At 34.4% G+C, this 16,113-nt stretch carries 19 protein-coding genes; 14 read left to right on the plus strand and 5 right to left on the minus strand.

The genetic code is table 11. The annotated features are described in order from the left end of the window. Nucleotides 1-2: 2 nt before the first annotated feature. From CHLWT_RS01630 to CHLWT_RS01650, 5 genes are read left to right on the plus strand one after another with little or no spacing between them, the layout of a single operon-like run. Nucleotides 3-647, plus strand: a complete 645-nt coding sequence (locus tag CHLWT_RS01630; protein WP_034963459.1) for an ATP-binding cassette domain-containing protein — start codon at nt 3-5, stop codon at nt 645-647. Then, a complete protein-coding gene (locus CHLWT_RS01635) occupies nt 644-1,471 on the plus strand; it encodes an ABC transporter permease (RefSeq protein WP_111968583.1) in 828 nt (275 codons plus the stop codon). Before CHLWT_RS01630 ends, CHLWT_RS01635 begins: the two co-directional genes overlap by 4 nt. Further along, nucleotides 1,468-1,923 (plus strand): nitrous oxide reductase accessory protein NosL, encoded by a 456-nt coding sequence (locus tag CHLWT_RS01640; protein WP_063998695.1) that lies wholly within the window; start codon nt 1,468-1,470, stop codon nt 1,921-1,923. The genes CHLWT_RS01635 and CHLWT_RS01640 overlap by 4 nt, the downstream gene beginning before the upstream one ends. A gap of 3 nt (nt 1,924-1,926) precedes the next feature. After that, nucleotides 1,927-2,364 (plus strand): hypothetical protein, encoded by a 438-nt coding sequence (locus CHLWT_RS01645; RefSeq protein WP_111999976.1) that lies wholly within the window; start codon nt 1,927-1,929, stop codon nt 2,362-2,364. Nucleotides 2,365-2,396: 32 nt separating this feature from the next. After that, the gene (locus CHLWT_RS01650; protein ID WP_063998693.1) at nt 2,397-2,786 is read left to right on the plus strand and encodes a YbgC/FadM family acyl-CoA thioesterase; all 390 of its coding nucleotides are present in this window, start codon (nt 2,397-2,399) and stop codon (nt 2,784-2,786) included. Here the strand turns inward: CHLWT_RS01650 and CHLWT_RS01655 are convergent. Genes CHLWT_RS01655 through CHLWT_RS01675 form a run of 5 tightly spaced genes read right to left on the minus strand, consistent with a single transcriptional unit; the run spans nt 2,726 to nt 6,781 of the window. Next, on the minus strand, nt 2,726-3,955 hold the full coding sequence (locus tag CHLWT_RS01655; protein WP_111999975.1) for a hypothetical protein: 1,230 nt from the start codon (nt 3,953-3,955) through the stop codon (nt 2,726-2,728). The genes CHLWT_RS01650 and CHLWT_RS01655 overlap by 61 nt on opposite strands. Continuing rightward, complete coding sequence (locus tag CHLWT_RS01660; RefSeq protein WP_111999974.1) at nt 3,952-4,575, minus strand: uracil-DNA glycosylase family protein; 624 nt, start codon at nt 4,573-4,575, stop codon at nt 3,952-3,954. Before CHLWT_RS01660 ends, CHLWT_RS01655 begins: the two co-directional genes overlap by 4 nt. A gap of 38 nt (nt 4,576-4,613) precedes the next feature. Beyond that, a complete protein-coding gene (locus CHLWT_RS01665) occupies nt 4,614-5,087 on the minus strand; it encodes a GNAT family N-acetyltransferase (RefSeq protein WP_063998690.1) in 474 nt (157 codons plus the stop codon). 59 nt (nt 5,088-5,146) lie between these two features. Beyond that, the gene (locus CHLWT_RS01670) at nt 5,147-6,433 is read right to left on the minus strand and encodes an ammonium transporter (protein WP_111999973.1); all 1,287 of its coding nucleotides are present in this window, start codon (nt 6,431-6,433) and stop codon (nt 5,147-5,149) included. A gap of 9 nt (nt 6,434-6,442) precedes the next feature. Then, nucleotides 6,443-6,781 (minus strand): P-II family nitrogen regulator, encoded by a 339-nt coding sequence (locus tag CHLWT_RS01675; RefSeq protein ID WP_111999972.1) that lies wholly within the window; start codon nt 6,779-6,781, stop codon nt 6,443-6,445. 196 nt (nt 6,782-6,977) lie between these two features. Here CHLWT_RS01675 and rpmH point away from each other — a divergent pair, with 196 nt between their 5' ends. The 9 genes from rpmH to purH are packed head-to-tail and all read left to right on the plus strand — an operon-like array spanning nt 6,978 to nt 16,038. Further along, nucleotides 6,978-7,112, plus strand: coding sequence for a 50S ribosomal protein L34 (gene rpmH, locus CHLWT_RS01680; RefSeq protein ID WP_038453578.1), 135 nt, complete (start codon nt 6,978-6,980; stop codon nt 7,110-7,112). Between the two features lie 15 nt (nt 7,113-7,127). Then, on the plus strand, nt 7,128-7,460 hold the full coding sequence (rnpA, locus tag CHLWT_RS01685; protein ID WP_111948112.1) for a ribonuclease P protein component: 333 nt from the start codon (nt 7,128-7,130) through the stop codon (nt 7,458-7,460). After that, entirely contained in the window at nt 7,457-7,810 is a 354-nt protein-coding gene (gene yidD, locus CHLWT_RS01690) for a membrane protein insertion efficiency factor YidD (protein WP_111968620.1), read from the plus strand. Before rnpA ends, yidD begins: the two co-directional genes overlap by 4 nt. Next, nucleotides 7,810-9,384, plus strand: a complete 1,575-nt coding sequence (yidC, locus tag CHLWT_RS01695) for a membrane protein insertase YidC (RefSeq protein WP_111999971.1) — start codon at nt 7,810-7,812, stop codon at nt 9,382-9,384. Before yidD ends, yidC begins: the two co-directional genes overlap by 1 nt. Continuing rightward, nucleotides 9,371-10,243 (plus strand): Jag N-terminal domain-containing protein, encoded by an 873-nt coding sequence (locus CHLWT_RS01700; protein WP_111974973.1) that lies wholly within the window; start codon nt 9,371-9,373, stop codon nt 10,241-10,243. The genes yidC and CHLWT_RS01700 overlap by 14 nt, the downstream gene beginning before the upstream one ends. Continuing rightward, complete coding sequence (gene mnmE, locus CHLWT_RS01705; protein ID WP_111999970.1) at nt 10,240-11,553, plus strand: tRNA uridine-5-carboxymethylaminomethyl(34) synthesis GTPase MnmE; 1,314 nt, start codon at nt 10,240-10,242, stop codon at nt 11,551-11,553. Before CHLWT_RS01700 ends, mnmE begins: the two co-directional genes overlap by 4 nt. Before the next feature lie 22 nt (nt 11,554-11,575). Further along, entirely contained in the window at nt 11,576-13,771 is a 2,196-nt protein-coding gene (gene purL / locus CHLWT_RS01710; protein WP_111999969.1) for a phosphoribosylformylglycinamidine synthase subunit PurL, read from the plus strand. Beyond that, nucleotides 13,771-14,478 carry a DnaJ domain-containing protein gene (locus tag CHLWT_RS01715; RefSeq protein ID WP_063998682.1) on the plus strand — a complete coding sequence of 236 codons (708 nt, stop codon included), beginning with the start codon at nt 13,771-13,773 and terminating at the stop codon, nt 14,476-14,478. The genes purL and CHLWT_RS01715 overlap by 1 nt, the downstream gene beginning before the upstream one ends. A 27-nt stretch (nt 14,479-14,505) precedes the next feature. Continuing rightward, nucleotides 14,506-16,038: a bifunctional phosphoribosylaminoimidazolecarboxamide formyltransferase/IMP cyclohydrolase gene (gene purH / locus CHLWT_RS01720; RefSeq protein ID WP_111999968.1), complete on the plus strand. Its 1,533-nt coding sequence runs from the start codon at nt 14,506-14,508 to the stop codon at nt 16,036-16,038. The last annotated feature ends 75 nt before the right edge of the window (nt 16,039-16,113 follow it).

Below are 16,113 nucleotides of genomic sequence, written 5' to 3' on the forward strand. Positions count from 1 at the left end.
GATTGATACAAATCAGCAATATAACAAAAAAATTTGGTAACCAAATAGTTCTAAATGATATAAACTTAACCATAAAAGACTCTAGTAAAGTGCTTATAATGGGTCAAAACGGAGCTGGAAAATCAACCCTTATGAAAGCGATACTAGGCGAACTAGTTTGTGATAAGGGAAGCATAACTATAGATGGTATAGATCCGGTAAAAGATAGGAAAAACGCTCTTAGATTTTTAAGCTTTGTACCGCAAATGCCACCTCCTCTTAGGCTAAAAGTATCTGAAATTTGCGAGTATAGTATAAGCTCGACTAGCTCAAGTCTAGATGATATAAAAATGTATTTAAGAGAGCTAGAGTTTGACTATGATAGCGAATGTAAGAAACCGTTTTATAAACTTTCAGGTGGTATGAAACAAAAAGTTTTGATAGCCATAGCGCTTGCAAGGCACTCAAAAACTATAATGTTTGATGAGCCAACGGCAAATCTAGATCCAGAAGCCAGAGATAAATTCTTGCAAATTTTAGGTTCTAAATTTAAAGATCATACGCTTATTTTCATATCTCATAGACTAAGTGAAGTAAAAGGTATAGTAGATAGAGTCATAGAAATGGATCTTGGAAATGTGATAAAAGACAGTAAGGACGCGCAATGAAAAATCTACTTTTGATAGCAAAGATCGACATAAAAGAGTCGTTTCGTTCTAAATGGTTCTTGCTTTATTTATTTGCTTTTGCAGGGCTTATAGCCACGTTTTTTGTAACAGGGGTAGTAGATAGTAGGGTTGCTGGATTTAGTGGGCTTACTAGAATGCTTTTGCTTTTTATCCAAATTTGCATTATCATTTTACCTATATTTATACTTGTAACAACAGTTAGAAGCATAAGTTCTGATAGAGAAGCTGGTGCTCTTGAGTATCTGCTTAGTTTTCCTTTGTCACTAAAAGAGTATTATTTTGGTAAGGCTTTAGGTAGGGCTTTTACGGTATTTTTACCTATACTTTTGGCTTTGGTTTTATCGCTTTTTATAGCAATATTTAAAGGCGCTACTATCCCTTGGGATGTGTTTTTTTACTATACGCTATTGCTTTTGGTTTTGTCTTTCGTATTTTTATCGTTTGGTTTTTTGATATCAAGCCTTATAAAAAGTAGTGAGCTTGGTCTTGGATTCTCTTTTTTGTTTTGGTTATTTTTGTTGGCTTTTTTAGATCTTGCTCTTATAGGACTTATGATGCAAAGTTCTGTAAATGAAAATATCATATATATCATATCTTTAGCAAATCCTGTGCAAATTTTTAGGATAGCGGCGATTAGCTTGTTCGATCCAAATTTAGCCGTTATCGGACCGGCTGCGTATTTTATACTCGATGGTTTTGGAAGAGTCAGCTTTTTGATTTATTCTGTGATTTATCCTATAATACTCGGAAGTATTTGTTTGATTTGCGGATATTTATGGTTTTGTAAAAAGGATTTGGTATGAAAAAAATTATATTTTTTATATTATGTTTTGGTTTGGCTTTGGGTGCAAATTTAAAAGACAGCGAATTTTTTAAAGACGTAAATTCTACTTGTCCTATTAAATTTATAGATGTATTTTCTCATCCTGATTGGATATCTGTTTTGGAGTATAAAAATGGTGAGAAAGTTCTTTTTAGCTCAGTTAAACCTATGTTTCATTATTTTTATGTTAGCTCATATAAGCACATCTCACCGCTTAAAAAGATGTACGTTACGGACTTTAAAACAAAAAATTTAATAGATGCGAGTGATGCTTTTTATGTTTTTGGTAGTCGCATAGTAAGTGCTAGTGGAGATGATCTGATACCATTTTCAAGTATGGAAGATGCTAAAGAATTTATGGATAAAAACTCAGGACATAAGATACTGAAATTCAATGAGATAACAAAAAAATTGATCGATTATTTAGGCTAAAATATGAAAAAAATTCTTTTACTTTCATTTGTAGGTGTCACGTTAGGTCTTGTTTTTGCTTTTATTAGTCCGGCTAAAACAAGCAACTGCGTAGTAGCCCAGTCAAACATAACTTGCGATTTAAATTTAGATAGTTGTAGTGTTCAAAAAGATGGTAAAACAATAACTTTTTCTTTCTATCCAAGACCTCTTAGCGCTATGACGCCAGTAACTCTTAAAGTAGAGGGGCTAGGCGGCGAGTATAAAAATTTAAACGCTCAAATTTATGGTATAAACATGGATATGGGAACCATAAAAGCGGCGCTTGAAAAAAGGTCAAATATCTATATGGGAAGTATCGTTCTTAGCTCGTGCGTAGTTGCTGTGATGAACTATCGCTTAGAGCTTTATGAGGGCGATAAACCACTTGGAATTTACATCGACTTTGATCTTAGGAGCTAGATTTTAGTATAATACACATAAAAAGGAAATTTATGCGTATAAGAATTTACTATGAAGATACCGATGCTGGTGGGATAGTTTATCATTCAAACTATATTAAATTTTGCGAACGTGCTAGGAGTGAGTTTTGTTTTACAAATGGTGTCAAATTTAGCAAAGATAGGCACTTTGTTGTTACGAAAATAGTTGCTAATTATATCAAACCCGCAGTTTTAGGGGACACGATAGATGTAAAAACCAAAGTAAATAAAATCGGCAAGGCAAGCATGATCTTAGATCAAGAAATTTTCAGAGTCGCTTCATTAGAAACTCAGTGTTTTGAGCTACTCTTCACAGCTCAGATAACAGTGGCTTTTATCTGTCATGGACGAGTAGGAAAGATAGATGATGAACTTGCTTCGCTATTTTCGTCTAAGCTGTAAAAGCCAAATTGATTGCTTTTCATTATCTTTGTATCATAAATAACTTGACCATCTTGTACTTTTTCATCAAAGAGTGAGCTTGCGTCACTATTTATAAATTTAGTATAGATATAATCAAACCCAAAAGTAGATGAATAAGCAACCCAGTCATACTCTATGTTTTGTCCTAAGATGGCGTTATTTGAAATGATCTCATCGTCGATTTTAGATATAGAGTTTGCTATGTACATATTTTTTCTATCATTTGGCTGAGTTAGGCTCAAAAGAGCGTTGTTGTAGTTGATCTGAGTTGAAAGTAAGGCGTTTGGATTTAGATTAAATACTCTAAATTGAGAGCTAAGAAGTGCTGTTTTTATGAGAGGAGTATTTAAAAATATGGACGAGTTTCTAAGTCTAGAGTTGTTTTCAAGAATAGGTTTTAGATCAAGCTTGTTTCCGCTTATCTCTTTTGTATATACTGGCGTAATAAGGTTGTTTATATAGCTATTTAGCATATTTCCTAGCCTACTACCGTCGTTAAATACGGCTATTTTTTGGTTTGAATAAGAGAGTAGTTTTTTTATCTGATCTTCATAGTCGATACCACCAAATATCAAATTTTCTGCTGATAATTTTGTTGTTTTTGAATTTAGAGTAGGTATATAAAATATCATATCTGAGTATTTTGGATCTGAGATGACGTTTAGTCCGGCGTTTGTTAGCACAGCTATGACATACCTAAAGCCCTCAGCTCTAGCTTTTAGTAGAGCAGAGTCTATATTTGCACTAGTTTCATTTTGAGATAGGAAGAATTTGATATTGCTATTAAGACCTCTTTTAATAGCGTATGAAAATATAGCGTTTGTAACTATGATAGAGTAGCTTTTTATGACTTGTTCTGGTAGCAAAATGGCTATTTGCACTTCTGCGGTTGATGGATTATAAAAATCACTTCTTGAATTTAAAAATACAAAAAAGTTTCTAAGCTCTTCGTTTGCATATTTTTCATCATATCTTGTTAAAAAGCTTATATAAAGTTCGTCTTTTATAAGTTTTTCAAGGCATTTTGTATCACAAATTTGCGGATCTAAATTTATATAAAAAATCTGAGCAGGCGGGATATCTGAGAGTTTTTGTGTTTTTGCAAAAAGTATGGCTATGCTTATAAATAAAACTACTATTTTTTTCATTCATATCCTTTTAATTTTTCTAAATCTTTTTTAAATTCATTCATATAGCTTGGATTTTTCTTTACCCACTCATGCGAGTAAGTTGGTAGTATGAAATGATCTTTAAACTCAAAAATCCCGCCCCTTACGCTTTCAAACGCACAAACGCATTTTGTAATATAAAAAAACGTCTCTTGCCCAAGTGTCACTATTATCTTTGGTCTTACTAGTTTAAGCTCATGCTCGAAATACATTTTGCATTGTTCATACCAAATTTCTTTATCTGGCCCTGAAGTTTTGCATTTTATCAAAAACGTAAAATAGATAGCTTTTTTATCTATATTTACTTCTTCTAAAACTTTAAAAAGCTCATCATCTATGACAGATCCGGTTTTATCGCTATTTGAATTTGGACTTTTGGCAACTAACATTATATTTGAAGCGCCTTTGCCCAAAACAGCGTGAGTTCTGCTTTTGCAAAGCTCACAGAGATTGCAATTTTTTATGTCTTTATTTAAGATATCTAAATTTAAAAAACCATTTTTTTCTATTTTCGGATTATAAATTTGGTTTTTATCTATAAATTTATACCCGAGAGCTTTGTAAAAATAGAGATTATAAAGTAAATTTTGGCTACTCATCGTAATACTATCTAAAAGCTTTTTAAATACATATAAATTCAGATATCTGCTAGTTTTATCAAATTTTGACCATCAACTCTTAGACTGATCCATTCATCAAGAGTTTTTGCACCTATTTTTTTATAAAACGCAAGGCTTGGCTCATTCCAGTCTAAACACGCCCATTCAAGCCTACCTAGATTTTCATTTATGCAAATTTTAGCTAAAGTTTTTAGTATTTTTTTGCCTATGCCTTTGTTTCTAAATTCTTTTTGTATGTAAAGATCTTCGAGATAAATTCCGCCTTTTCCTAGAAAAGTAGAAAATGAATAAAAATAAATAGCGTATCCTATTATATTGTTTTTATGTTCGCAAACAAGCGCTTTTGCATATTGTTTTTCAAAAAGAGATTTTTTGTAATCATCTTTCGTAAAAGTGATTTGATCTTCCATATTTTCATATTTTGCTAACTCTTTTATGAGATTTATTATAGAGTCTAGATCTTCTTTTTTCGCTTCTCTTATTTCAAACATAATGTAGCCTTTTTTGGAATTTAAGGCTACATTATATCATTTTTAGGTTAATACTCTTATTAGCCTAGTCTTTCTCCGTGGCTTACTATATCTAGTCCTTCTCTCTCTTCGTCTTTAGATACTCTTAGCCCTATAGTTTTATCTATTATCTTTAGTATGACATAACTTATGGTTCCACTATATATGACAGCGATGACTACGCCTATTATCTGAGTGCTTATGCTTCCTGTAGCTCCACTTATGGCTTTGTCGCAAAACACGCCTGTTAAAACTGCTCCTACGATCCCGCCTATTGCGTGTATGCCAAAAGCATCTAAGCTATCATCATAATTTAGCCTTCTTTTTACTATAGTAACTGCGTAATAACAAGCTATAGCAGTAAGAATTCCTATAGCCAAAGCCCCGCTAGTTCCTACAAATCCAGCTGCTGGCGTTATGCCTACTAGTCCGCAAACAGCTCCACTTGCAAATCCAAGAGCAGATGGCTTGTTTTTATAGATGATCTCTAAGACCATCCAAGTAAGTGCGCCTATAGCCGTTGCGACTTGAGTTGTAAGCATAGCCATACCGGCTCTTGCATCTGCTGCTACTGCACTTCCTGCGTTAAATCCAAACCAGCCAAACCAAAGCATCGCAACGCCGATGAGTGTTAAGACTAGATTGTGTGGAGGCATAGCTTCTGTTTTATACCCAAGGCGCGGTTTTAGCATGATAGCCCCTACTAGACCTGCTATACCAGCATTTATATGCACCACAGTACCTCCTGCATAATCAAGTACGCCATGGTTAGCTAGCCAGCCACTTCCTTCCCAAACCCAGTGAGCAGTCGGCGCATATACTGCCAAAACCCAAATGGCTATAAACAAACATAAGGCACTAAATTTGATTCTTTCAGCAAAAGCCCCTGTTATAATAGCGCAAGATATAATGGCAAAAGTCATTTGAAATACGATAAATACAGATTCTGGTATAGAGCCTGCATTTGGATGTACGCTTAAAAGTGTCTCACTGCTAACAACGCTTACTCCGTTTAAAAACAACCTATCAAACCCTCCTGCAAAAGGGCTTCCTTGCGTAAAAGCTATAGAGTATCCTATGACAACCCAAAGCACACTTACTATGGCTACTATAGTATAGTTTTGCATCATAGTGGCTAGGATATTTTTCTTTCTAATCATTCCTGCATAAAACAGAGCGATTCCAGGCATAGTCATAAATAAAACTAAAGCAGCGCTTATCAGCATCCAAGCAGTATTGCCACTATCTATCTTATCAAATGAAGTCATCCAACTATCTGCGCCAAAAAGTGGAGCTAAAAATATCGATAAAAGTGTAATCTTTTTCATCTCTCTCTCCTATAGTGCATTGCTACCGCATTCGTTTGTGCGTATTCTTATGATTTCTTCTAAATTTGTGATAAATATCTTTCCATCTCCAGTAGATCCTGTTTTAGCAGAAGATATGATAGCATCAACGATCTTTTTTGCATCACTATCTGCTGCTGCTATTTCTATCTTTAGTTTTGGTATGTAATTTACCAAATACTCAGCTCCGCGATAATTTTCTTTGTGACCTTTTTGCTTTCCATACCCTTTTACTTCTGTGATAGTTATACCACAAACACCTATTTTGTCGAGCTCACTTCTAACATCCTCAAGCTTATGAGGTCTTATGATCGCTGTTATAAGCTTCATTTTTCCACCTTTCAAAATTAAATTTTTAAAATTGTATATAAAATATTATAAAAGAAAACTTAAACTAAAAAAAATAATTAGTAAAATTAAAATTTACTTTTAATGAGCTATCATTATCCGCAAAATTTAATTTAAAAGGTTTTTTAAGTAATGATTTGATAAAATCCAAAACTTAATTTATGACAAAAGGAAAGTTATGAAAAGAACTTATCAACCACATAAAACCCCTAAAAAAAGAACGCATGGTTTTCGAGAGAGAATGAAAACTAAAAATGGAAGAAAAGTGCTAAATGCCAGGCGTGCAAAAGGTAGAAAAAGATTGGCTGCGTAGCAGTAGTAGGCAGACTTGATTATAGGTAGGTTTGGCTCTATTAGCGATAGCAAGGAGTTTGTGCATGTATATCAAAATGCTAAAAAATGGCATTGCGATTGTGCGGTTGTGTATTTTTTGGAGTCTAGTTCTACTAAATTTGCTGCAGTTGCCAGTAAAAAAGTAGGAAAAGCAGTGATCAGAAATAGATCAAAAAGACTTTTAAGGTCTGCTTTTTATAGTTTTGGCAATGAACTAAAAGATGGCGTTTATATTTTGATAGCAAAAGCAGGGCTTGAAAAATTACCATACGATAGGATTCAAAAAAGTTTAAAATGGTCTTTAAAGAAAGTAAATTCCATATTATGATTTCAAATTTTATAAAAATATCTGTATGTAATTTCGTCATTTTATATAAAAAATACTTTTCTCCAGCATTGCCAGCGGCTTGTCGCTACTATCCAACCTGTTCAGAATATGCTTTGTGGCAACTAAAATATAATAATACTTTTTATGCGATAGTTGCTATTTTTTTAAGGATTTTAAGGTGCAATCAGCTGTTTCGTGGTGGCATAGATTATCCAGTCGTAAAGAGAAAATTTGCACCTTATACTATCTTTTCAAAAAATAGGTTTAGCAGACTGAACTTTTGGTTTGTTCCTTATGGAAAAGATAGATTTTATATTATAAAAGTATTTGATTCATTAAAGGAAACATAGTGTTTGATCAACTCTCAACCCAAAAAAGACTTCTTATAGCAACAGCTATCTCTATACTATTTTTTATCGCTTATGATTATTTTTTTATACCAAAACAACAGATCGCAGATATAAATACAACCACTACTACGACGTCAAATGCTCCAAAAACAGACGTAGTAAATGATATAACAAAAGAAAATGCACCTATTTTTACTAGTAAAAGTATAGTAAATATCAAAGGCAAGACATACAATGCTACGATAGACGAACTAGGTAGGATTAGTACTTTTGTGCTAGATGAGGCTAAATTTAAAAACGAATCTGGTGAGCAAATATCTTTGATAAGTCCAAAGAACTCTCCGCTACCTTTAGAGATTAGATTTTCTAATAAGACATTAAACGATGCGGCTTTTAAGACAAATTATGTAGCCAATATTTCAGAAGTAGATGCTACAAATACAGCTACTAGCGTTACGCTAACTCAAAATTTAAATGACTTGATACTTACAAAAACTATCACGTTTTATCCTCTTGGCTATTATGATGTAAAAGTTGAGCTCAGTAAAAATGAGGACTATTTTATAACCCCAGGATTTAGACCAGATGTTATAGCAGATGGTTATACTGTGCATGGAACGCTTATTAGAAAGACAGATGGTAGTCTAGATATTTTAGAAGATGGAGATATAAAAGGCGATGAAAGAATACCAGGAGCTGATATAGTAGCTAGTAGCGATAGATATTATACTACTTTATTTTTTGAAGCTAATAAAACTTTAGACATTTATATGCAAAAAGATGCAAAAGATAATACTATAGTTTTTGTAAGAGGCGCTCAAAATTTCAGTGCAAAAGGCTATATAGGACCAAAAGATTATAAGATACTAAAATCCATAGATCCAAATTTAATAGATGTTATAGAGTATGGTTGGTTTACTTTTATAGCCAAACCTATGTTTTTGCTGCTTAGCTGGTTGCATACTTATATAGGAAACTGGGGGTGGGCTATCGTAGCTATGACTCTTATAATAAGAATAGTGCTATTTCCTTTAACATACAAAGGTATGGTCTCTATGAATAAATTAAAAGATCTTGCTCCAAAAATGAAAGAGATCCAGACAAAATACAAAGGCGATCCGCAAAAAATAAATGCTCACGTTATGGAGCTTTATAGGAAAAATGGTGCAAACCCTATGGGCGGTTGTCTTCCTATACTGCTACAGATCCCTATATTCTTTGCTATATATAGAGTTTTGTTAAACGCCATAGAGTTAAAAGGGGCTGAGTGGATACTATGGGTAAAGGATCTTGCGATTATGGATCCATACTTTGTGCTTCCTATACTTATGGGTGTAACTATGTTTGTTCAACAAAAGATCACCCCTACAAACTTTACTGATCCTATGCAAGAAAAGATTATGAAGTTTTTACCTTTGATATTTACATTTTTCTTTGTAACTTTCCCCGCTGGACTTACACTTTATTGGTTTATAAACAATCTTTGTTCTGTTGTGCAACAAGTTTTTGTAAATAAAATCTTTCAAAAACACAAAGAGCAAGCTGTTTTGGAGAAGCGTCATGAAAACAACTGAAGTAACTGCACCAAATTTAGAAGCGGCTTATAAACAAGCAGCGAAAGAGTTAGAATGTTCTGTGATGGAGCTTGATATAGAAATACTTCAAAGACCAAGAGCTGGGATACTAGGTATGTTTCATAGAGATGCTATAGTGCGTGCTTCATGTAGCGATAAAAGACAAAAAGAGAATCATAAACTAGAGCAAAAAATAGAGCATCTAGATAGAAAAAAAGATAAAAAAAGACGCAAACTACATAGCGAAAAGCCTATAGTCGAGGCGCAAAAAGAACTAGAACCGATCAAGCAAGTAAGACAAAAAAAACTAGAAATGGATAATTCTATCTTTGATGCGTTTCATAAAAGCGATGAGAATGAAGTCGTAGAAAAAAAAGAGGCTAAAGAGCAAAATCCTATATCACAAGATTTATTAAATCGTATCAAAGAAGGACTGATAGCTATTTTTAAAGTCAGTTGTTACAACATAAATGTAGTAGAAGTCAGCGAGTTTGACGAAGATACTGTATTTATAAAGCTAGATGGAGAAGACGCAGCACTTCTTATAGGAAAAGAAGGCTATAGATACAAAGCGGTTTCTTATATACTTTTTAACTGGATAAATTCAAAATACAACTTAAATATTCGTTTAGAAATAGCTGAATTCTTAAAAAATCAAGAAGTTGCAGTAGGCGCGTATTTAGTTAGTGTCATAGAAAGAGTGGAAGCTTTAGGCAGAGCTCAGACAAAACCTCTTGATGGCGTACTTGTAAAGATAGCTTTAGAACAGCTTAGAAAGCGTTTTCCAGATAAATATGTAGGTATAAAAACTAGCGATGATGGTCGCTATGTCATAGTAAATGATTTTTACAAAAAATGAATATAGTCGCACTTGCTACTGCTTATGGAGTAGGTAGCATATCTATCATAAGGCTAAGCGGAGCAAACTCTTATGAGCTTGCTCTAAAGCTTTGTAAAAAACCACTCACACCAAGACAAGCGCATCTTAGAAAATTATACGATAGTGAGTCTAATTTTTTAGATGAAGCTATCGTCATATATTATAAAGCACCTTTTAGTTTTACCGGAGAAGATGTTGTGGAGTTTCAAACTCACGGCGGTTTAGTAGTATCAAATTTAATCATAGATGAGCTTTTAAATCTAGGTGCTAGAGCAGCTAGTCCTGGAGAATTTAGCAAAAGAGCTTTTTTAAATTCAAAAATGGATCTAGCCAAAGCAGAGAGCATACAAGCCATAATAAATGCTAGAAGCGAGGGCGCAGCTAAGATACTAGCTAGAGTAATGAATGGTGAGCTTAGCGATTTTGTAGGCTCGCTCAGAGATGAGCTGATAAAAATCCTAGCTTATAGCGAGACTTGCATAGACTACGCCGATGATGATCTACCTACTGATATTTTAGATAAGACTAAAGAGTTTTTACTAAGTGCGAGTAAAAAATTAGAACATATAATCCATATATCAAATTCAAAAAAAGGTTTGATAGACGGCTATAAAGTCGCTATCATAGGCAAACCAAATGTTGGTAAAAGCTCTATACTAAACTCATTACTTCACTACCAAAGAGCCATCATAAGCGACATCCCAGGAACTACTAGAGATACCATAGAAGAGCAGATCAAAGTAGGAACTCATCTTGTTCGCATCATCGACACAGCAGGTATCAGAGAGACAAAGCAAAATATTGAAGCCATAGGCATAGAATACTCAAAAAAAGCGGCAAATGAGGCAGATATCGTATTTTGCGTATTTGATAGCTCAAAGAAAAGTAGCGAAGAAGACGTGCAAATACTAAATTTTATATCAAATTTAGATAAAAAAGTCATTTACGTCTTAAATAAAGCCGATCTTGATTTTAAATTTGATATAGATTTAGACGCTATAAAAATATCGGCTAAAACAGATACAACTGCTTTAAACTTAGCACTTGAAGAGTATCTAAATTCTCAAGATACAAATGAGATAATGCTTAGTTCAAATCGTCAAATAGCATCTTGCAAAGAGGCAAACGTAGCTCTTCTTAGAGCTTTTGATCTGTTAAATGAAAACCAGCTTGAACTTTTTGCTTATGAACTAAATTTAGTAATCGAAAAAATAGGAAGTATCACTAAAAAAATGGAAAATTCAGAACTACTTGATGCTATGTTTAGCAATTTTTGTTTAGGAAAATAAATTTATAAAAAAGGGGAGCAATATGGATGAAAAAACGATAAAAGCACATAAAATAAGCGACGCTGAATATGCTAAGATATTAGAAATTCTAGGCCGTGAACCAAATTTACTTGAGCTTGGTATATTTTCTGCTATGTGGAGTGAGCATTGTAGCTATAAATCGAGTAAAAAATACCTAAATGGTTTTCCGACTAAAGCTCCTTGGGTATTGCAAGGACCTGGTGAAAATGCCGGAGTTATAGACTGCGGTGATGGCGTAGCAGCTGTGTTTAAGATGGAAAGTCACAATCATCCTAGCTTCATCGAGCCTTTTGCTGGTGCTGCGACTGGTGTAGGTGGCATCTTTAGAGATGTTTTTACTATGGGAGCTAGAGTCGAGGCTAGTCTAAACTCACTTAGATTTGGCGATATCAAAGGTAAGAGCAAGATAAACAAACATCAAAGATATCTTGTAAAAGGCGTTGTAAGCGGTATAAGCCACTATGGTAACTGTATGGGAGTTCCTACAGTGGGCGGCGAGACTACTTTTGATGAGAGTTTTAATGGAAATATCTTGGTAAATGCTTTTGCTCTAGGACTTTGTAAAAGTGATGAGATATTTTATGGTAAGGCTGAGGGCGAGGGCAATCCGGTTATGTATGTAGGCTCAAAAACAGGTCGTGACGGGCTAGGTGGTGCAGTTATGGCAAGCGATAGTTTTAATGAAAAAAACAAAAGCCTACGTCCGACTGTTCAAGTAGGAGATCCATTCGCCGAAAAACTTCTTATGGAGGCTTGTTTAGAGCTATTTAAGCACGACTACGTAGTAGGAATCCAAGATATGGGTGCAGCAGGACTTACTTCAAGTAGTTTTGAGATGGCAGGACGTAGTGGGAGTGGTATGAAAATGTATCTTGATAAAGTTCCTATGAGAGAAGAGGGAATGACGCCTTATGAGCTTATGCTTAGTGAAAGTCAAGAAAGAATGCTGATCTGTGCTAAAAAAGGCTGTGAAGAGCAGATAAAAGCTATATTTGCCAAGTGGGATCTAAATGCTGAAATAATAGGGGAAGTGACAAATAGCGGTGTTATGGAGCTATTTTGGCATGGAGAACTAGTAGGAAATATCCCGGTAAATCCGCTTAGCGAGGCTGCCCCTATTCTTGATCGTCCTACGAAAAAACCGGCTTATCTTGATGAGATAAAAAATATTAAACTAGAAAATTATCCTAAATTTGATAATAACGACGCTTTTATAAAGCTATTAAAAGACCCAAATATTTCTAATAAATCTTTTATTTATGATCAATATGATGCCAACGTAGGTACAAACACTATCAAAAAACCGGGATTTCTAGGTGCATCTAGTATAAGGATAAAAGGTACAAATAGAGCTATAAGTATGGGTGCTGAGTGCAATACAAGGCACAACTATATAAATCCTAAAATCGGTGCTGCTGCCGCAGTAGCTGCAAGCGGTAGAAAAGTTGCTATGAGTGGTGCTACTCCTCTAGCTATAACAGATTGTTTAAACTATGGAAACCCGCAAAATCCTGAGGTTATGTGGCAGTTCGCAAATGGTTGCGAGGGCATAAAAGAAGCGTGTAAAGCCTTAAATACGCCAGTAGTCAGTGGAAATGTTAGCCTTTATAATGAAACTGATGGTGTAAGTGTTCAGCCAACTCCAGCTATCGTAACTGTGGGCGTAAATGATGATGTAAATAGGAATTTGACTAGTATTTTTACTAAAGAAAATACACCAGTTTATCTTTTAGGTAAAACAACAGGGGAATTTGGCGGAAGTCTTTATATGAAAGCCATTTATAACGTTTGTGGTGGAGAGCTAAAGGATATTGATTTTAAAGCTGAGAGAGCTCTTTGGGATCTTGTCATAGAGGCAAATAAAAGCGGAATTTTAGAGTTTGCGAACTCTATTGGTGTTGGTGGTGTGGCTATAACTTTGGCTAAAATGAGTTCTGTTAGTGGATTTGGATTTGTCGGAAAAACAAACTTTAAAGATACCAGATATAACTTTGATGAGAGCTTCTCAAGATCTATTGTAGGCGTAAAAGATGAGGCTAAATTTGAGCTTTTGGCTGCTAAATTTGGAGTTGAAATTCAAAAAATCGGCTTAACTAACAAAGATAAATTTGAGCTAGACGATATAAATTTAAGTTTAGAAAAAATGAGAAAAATTTATTTTGATGAGTTTGCTTCTATCATAAAGAGTGAAGAATAATGAATGTTTTTCTCGTCTTTTTGGCTGCTATTATTTTATTTTATGCTTTAAGTAAAGGATATCTTTTAAAGCCTGCAACACCCAAAAATTTTGCCTTGCTTGATGCTAAATTTTTGATCAGGCTTTTGGCAAAAGTAGCAAAAAGTGATGGTATAGTAGATAAAACAGAAGCTTCATATATCTCTTTGGTTTTAGACGATATCTGCTCAAAACTTGGCAATGATAGTATCAGATATGAGTTAAAACAAATTTATACACAAGAAAAAGATAGTCAAACTAAAGCATTTGATATAGCTCTTGAGTATAAAACGCTTTTAAATTTAAAAGAGCAGACTTGTATAAATTTGGTTGTGTTCTTTTTAAATTTAGCTTATATAGATGGCGAGTTTAGCGATAGTGAAAGAAAAACATTGATCCAAATTTGCGATGGTTTTGGGCTAAGCGATGATCTTTGCGAACAACTTTTTACTAAGTTTGGGGCTGAGCTAAGATATAAAAATACTAATGATTTAGACCCTTATAAGATCTTAGAAATCGACAAAGACGCCAGTTTTGATGAGATAAAAAAACAGTATAGAAAACTTGCTAAACAAAATCATCCCGATTTCTTAGCAGGAGCGGACGAAAAAGTCATTAGTAACGCTACAAAGAGACTTCAAGAGATAAATGAAGCTTACGCAGTTTTAAAAGCTAAATTTGAAAAATAGGTATTAAATTTAAAAAAGGAGAGATTTATGAGAGCGCTTATCAGTGTGAGCGATAAAAGCGGGATCGAGCATTTTGCAAAAGGACTTGAAAGCTTAGGTTTTGAGATTTTAAGTACCGGTGGAACTTATAAGGTATTAAAAGAAGCAAATTTAAAAGTGGTTGAAGTCAGTGATTATACCAAAAGTCCTGAGATGTTTGAGGGGCGAGTAAAGACTTTGCATCCAAAAATTCACGGCGGAATTTTACATAAAAGAGATAACGCTAACCACGTAAAACAAGCAGGTGATTTTGGAATAGGCGGTATAGATTTGGTTTGCGTAAATTTATATCCGTTTAAAGAGACTACTATCCGCACTGATGATTTTGGTGAAATCATCGAAAATATCGATATCGGCGGCCCTGCTATGGTAAGAAGCGCGGCGAAAAACTTTAAAGATGTCATTATAGTAACAGACGTAAATGACTATGACGCGGTTTTAGAAGCTCTAAAAAATGGTAGTGATAGTTATGAGTTTAGACTGGGTATGATGATAAAGGCGTTTGAGCACACTGCTAGTTATGACTCTATGATAGCAAACTATATGAACGATAGATTTAAAAGCGGTTTTGGCGAAAAAAGATTTATAAGCGGCTCAAAAGTGTTTGAGTGCAGATATGGCGAAAATCCTCACCAAAAAGGCGCTGCTTATGAGTTTGATAGCTTTTTGAGTTTAAACTTTACTCAGTTAAAAGGCGAAGCAAGTTTTAATAATATGACAGATATCAACTCAGCTGTTTCTATCGCTAGTAGCTTTGGCGACGCTCCTGCGGTGGCTATCTGCAAACACGCAAATCCTTGTGGTTTTGCTATAGGCAGAGATGTTTTAGATAGCTATGAAAAAGCTTTGAAATGTGACCCTGTGAGTGCATTTGGTGGAGTCGTAGCGATAAATGGAACTCTTACTAAAGAACTTGCACTCAAGACTAAAGAGATATTTATAGAAGTCATCATCGCTGCAAATGTTGAAGACGGCGTTTTAGAAATTTATAGCGATAAAAAACGCACAAAAATCTTTACTCAAAATAACAAATACCTTGTGCAATCAGGCGATAAATGGGATTTTAAACATATAGATGGCGGTTTTGTGTTTCAAGAAAAAGATTATGTAAAAGATGATGAAGTTACTAATGCAAAATTAGTAACCAAAAAAGGGGCTGACGTTAGTGAGCTAAACGACTTAAAGATCGCATGGAAGATAGCTGCGCTTACAAAATCAAATTGTGTAGTTTATGTAAAAGACGCCATGCTTTTAGCTATAGGTATGGGTATGACAAGCAGAGTGGATGCAGCTAGGGCAGCAGTGGCAAAAGCTCACGATATGGGTATAGACCTAAGGGGCTCTTCACTTGCAAGCGAAGCTTTTTTTCCATTTAGAGATAGCATAGAGATAGCTAGCAAAGTAGGCGTGAAAAATGTCATACAGCCAGGTGGCAGCATACGCGATGAAGACGTTATAGCCGCAGCTGATGAGTTTGGTATGAGTATGTACTTTACTGGTATCAGACACTTTTTACACTAATTTTTATAAAAAATAAGCCGGTACTCCACCGGCTTTTTTATAAATTTACGAATATTACTTATAAATTTAATCTGC

Source organism: Campylobacter hyointestinalis subsp. lawsonii (assembly GCF_013372165.1).
In the GTDB taxonomy this organism is placed as follows: Bacteria; Campylobacterota; Campylobacteria; order Campylobacterales; family Campylobacteraceae; genus Campylobacter; species Campylobacter lawsonii.

Coding starts and splice junctions, on each gene's coding strand:
- CHLWT_RS01635 (WP_111968583.1), top strand. CDS start 644: ATGAAAAATCTACTTTTGATAGCAAAGATCGACATAAAAGAGTCGTTT.
- CHLWT_RS01640 (WP_063998695.1), top strand. CDS start 1,468: ATGAAAAAAATTATATTTTTTATATTATGTTTTGGTTTGGCTTTGGGT.
- CHLWT_RS01645 (WP_111999976.1), top strand. CDS start 1,927: ATGAAAAAAATTCTTTTACTTTCATTTGTAGGTGTCACGTTAGGTCTT.
- CHLWT_RS01650 (WP_063998693.1), top strand. CDS start 2,397: ATGCGTATAAGAATTTACTATGAAGATACCGATGCTGGTGGGATAGTT.
- CHLWT_RS01655 (WP_111999975.1), bottom strand. CDS start 3,955: ATGAAAAAAATAGTAGTTTTATTTATAAGCATAGCCATACTTTTTGCA.
- CHLWT_RS01660 (WP_111999974.1), bottom strand. CDS start 4,575: ATGAGTAGCCAAAATTTACTTTATAATCTCTATTTTTACAAAGCTCTC.
- CHLWT_RS01665 (WP_063998690.1), bottom strand. CDS start 5,087: ATGTTTGAAATAAGAGAAGCGAAAAAAGAAGATCTAGACTCTATAATA.
- CHLWT_RS01670 (WP_111999973.1), bottom strand. CDS start 6,433: ATGAAAAAGATTACACTTTTATCGATATTTTTAGCTCCACTTTTTGGC.
- CHLWT_RS01675 (WP_111999972.1), bottom strand. CDS start 6,781: ATGAAGCTTATAACAGCGATCATAAGACCTCATAAGCTTGAGGATGTT.
- rpmH (WP_038453578.1), top strand. CDS start 6,978: ATGAAAAGAACTTATCAACCACATAAAACCCCTAAAAAAAGAACGCAT.
- yidD (WP_111968620.1), top strand. CDS start 7,457: ATGATTTCAAATTTTATAAAAATATCTGTATGTAATTTCGTCATTTTA.
- CHLWT_RS01700 (WP_111974973.1), top strand. CDS start 9,371: ATGAAAACAACTGAAGTAACTGCACCAAATTTAGAAGCGGCTTATAAA.
- mnmE (WP_111999970.1), top strand. CDS start 10,240: ATGAATATAGTCGCACTTGCTACTGCTTATGGAGTAGGTAGCATATCT.
- purL (WP_111999969.1), top strand. CDS start 11,576: ATGGATGAAAAAACGATAAAAGCACATAAAATAAGCGACGCTGAATAT.
- CHLWT_RS01715 (WP_063998682.1), top strand. CDS start 13,771: ATGAATGTTTTTCTCGTCTTTTTGGCTGCTATTATTTTATTTTATGCT.
- purH (WP_111999968.1), top strand. CDS start 14,506: ATGAGAGCGCTTATCAGTGTGAGCGATAAAAGCGGGATCGAGCATTTT.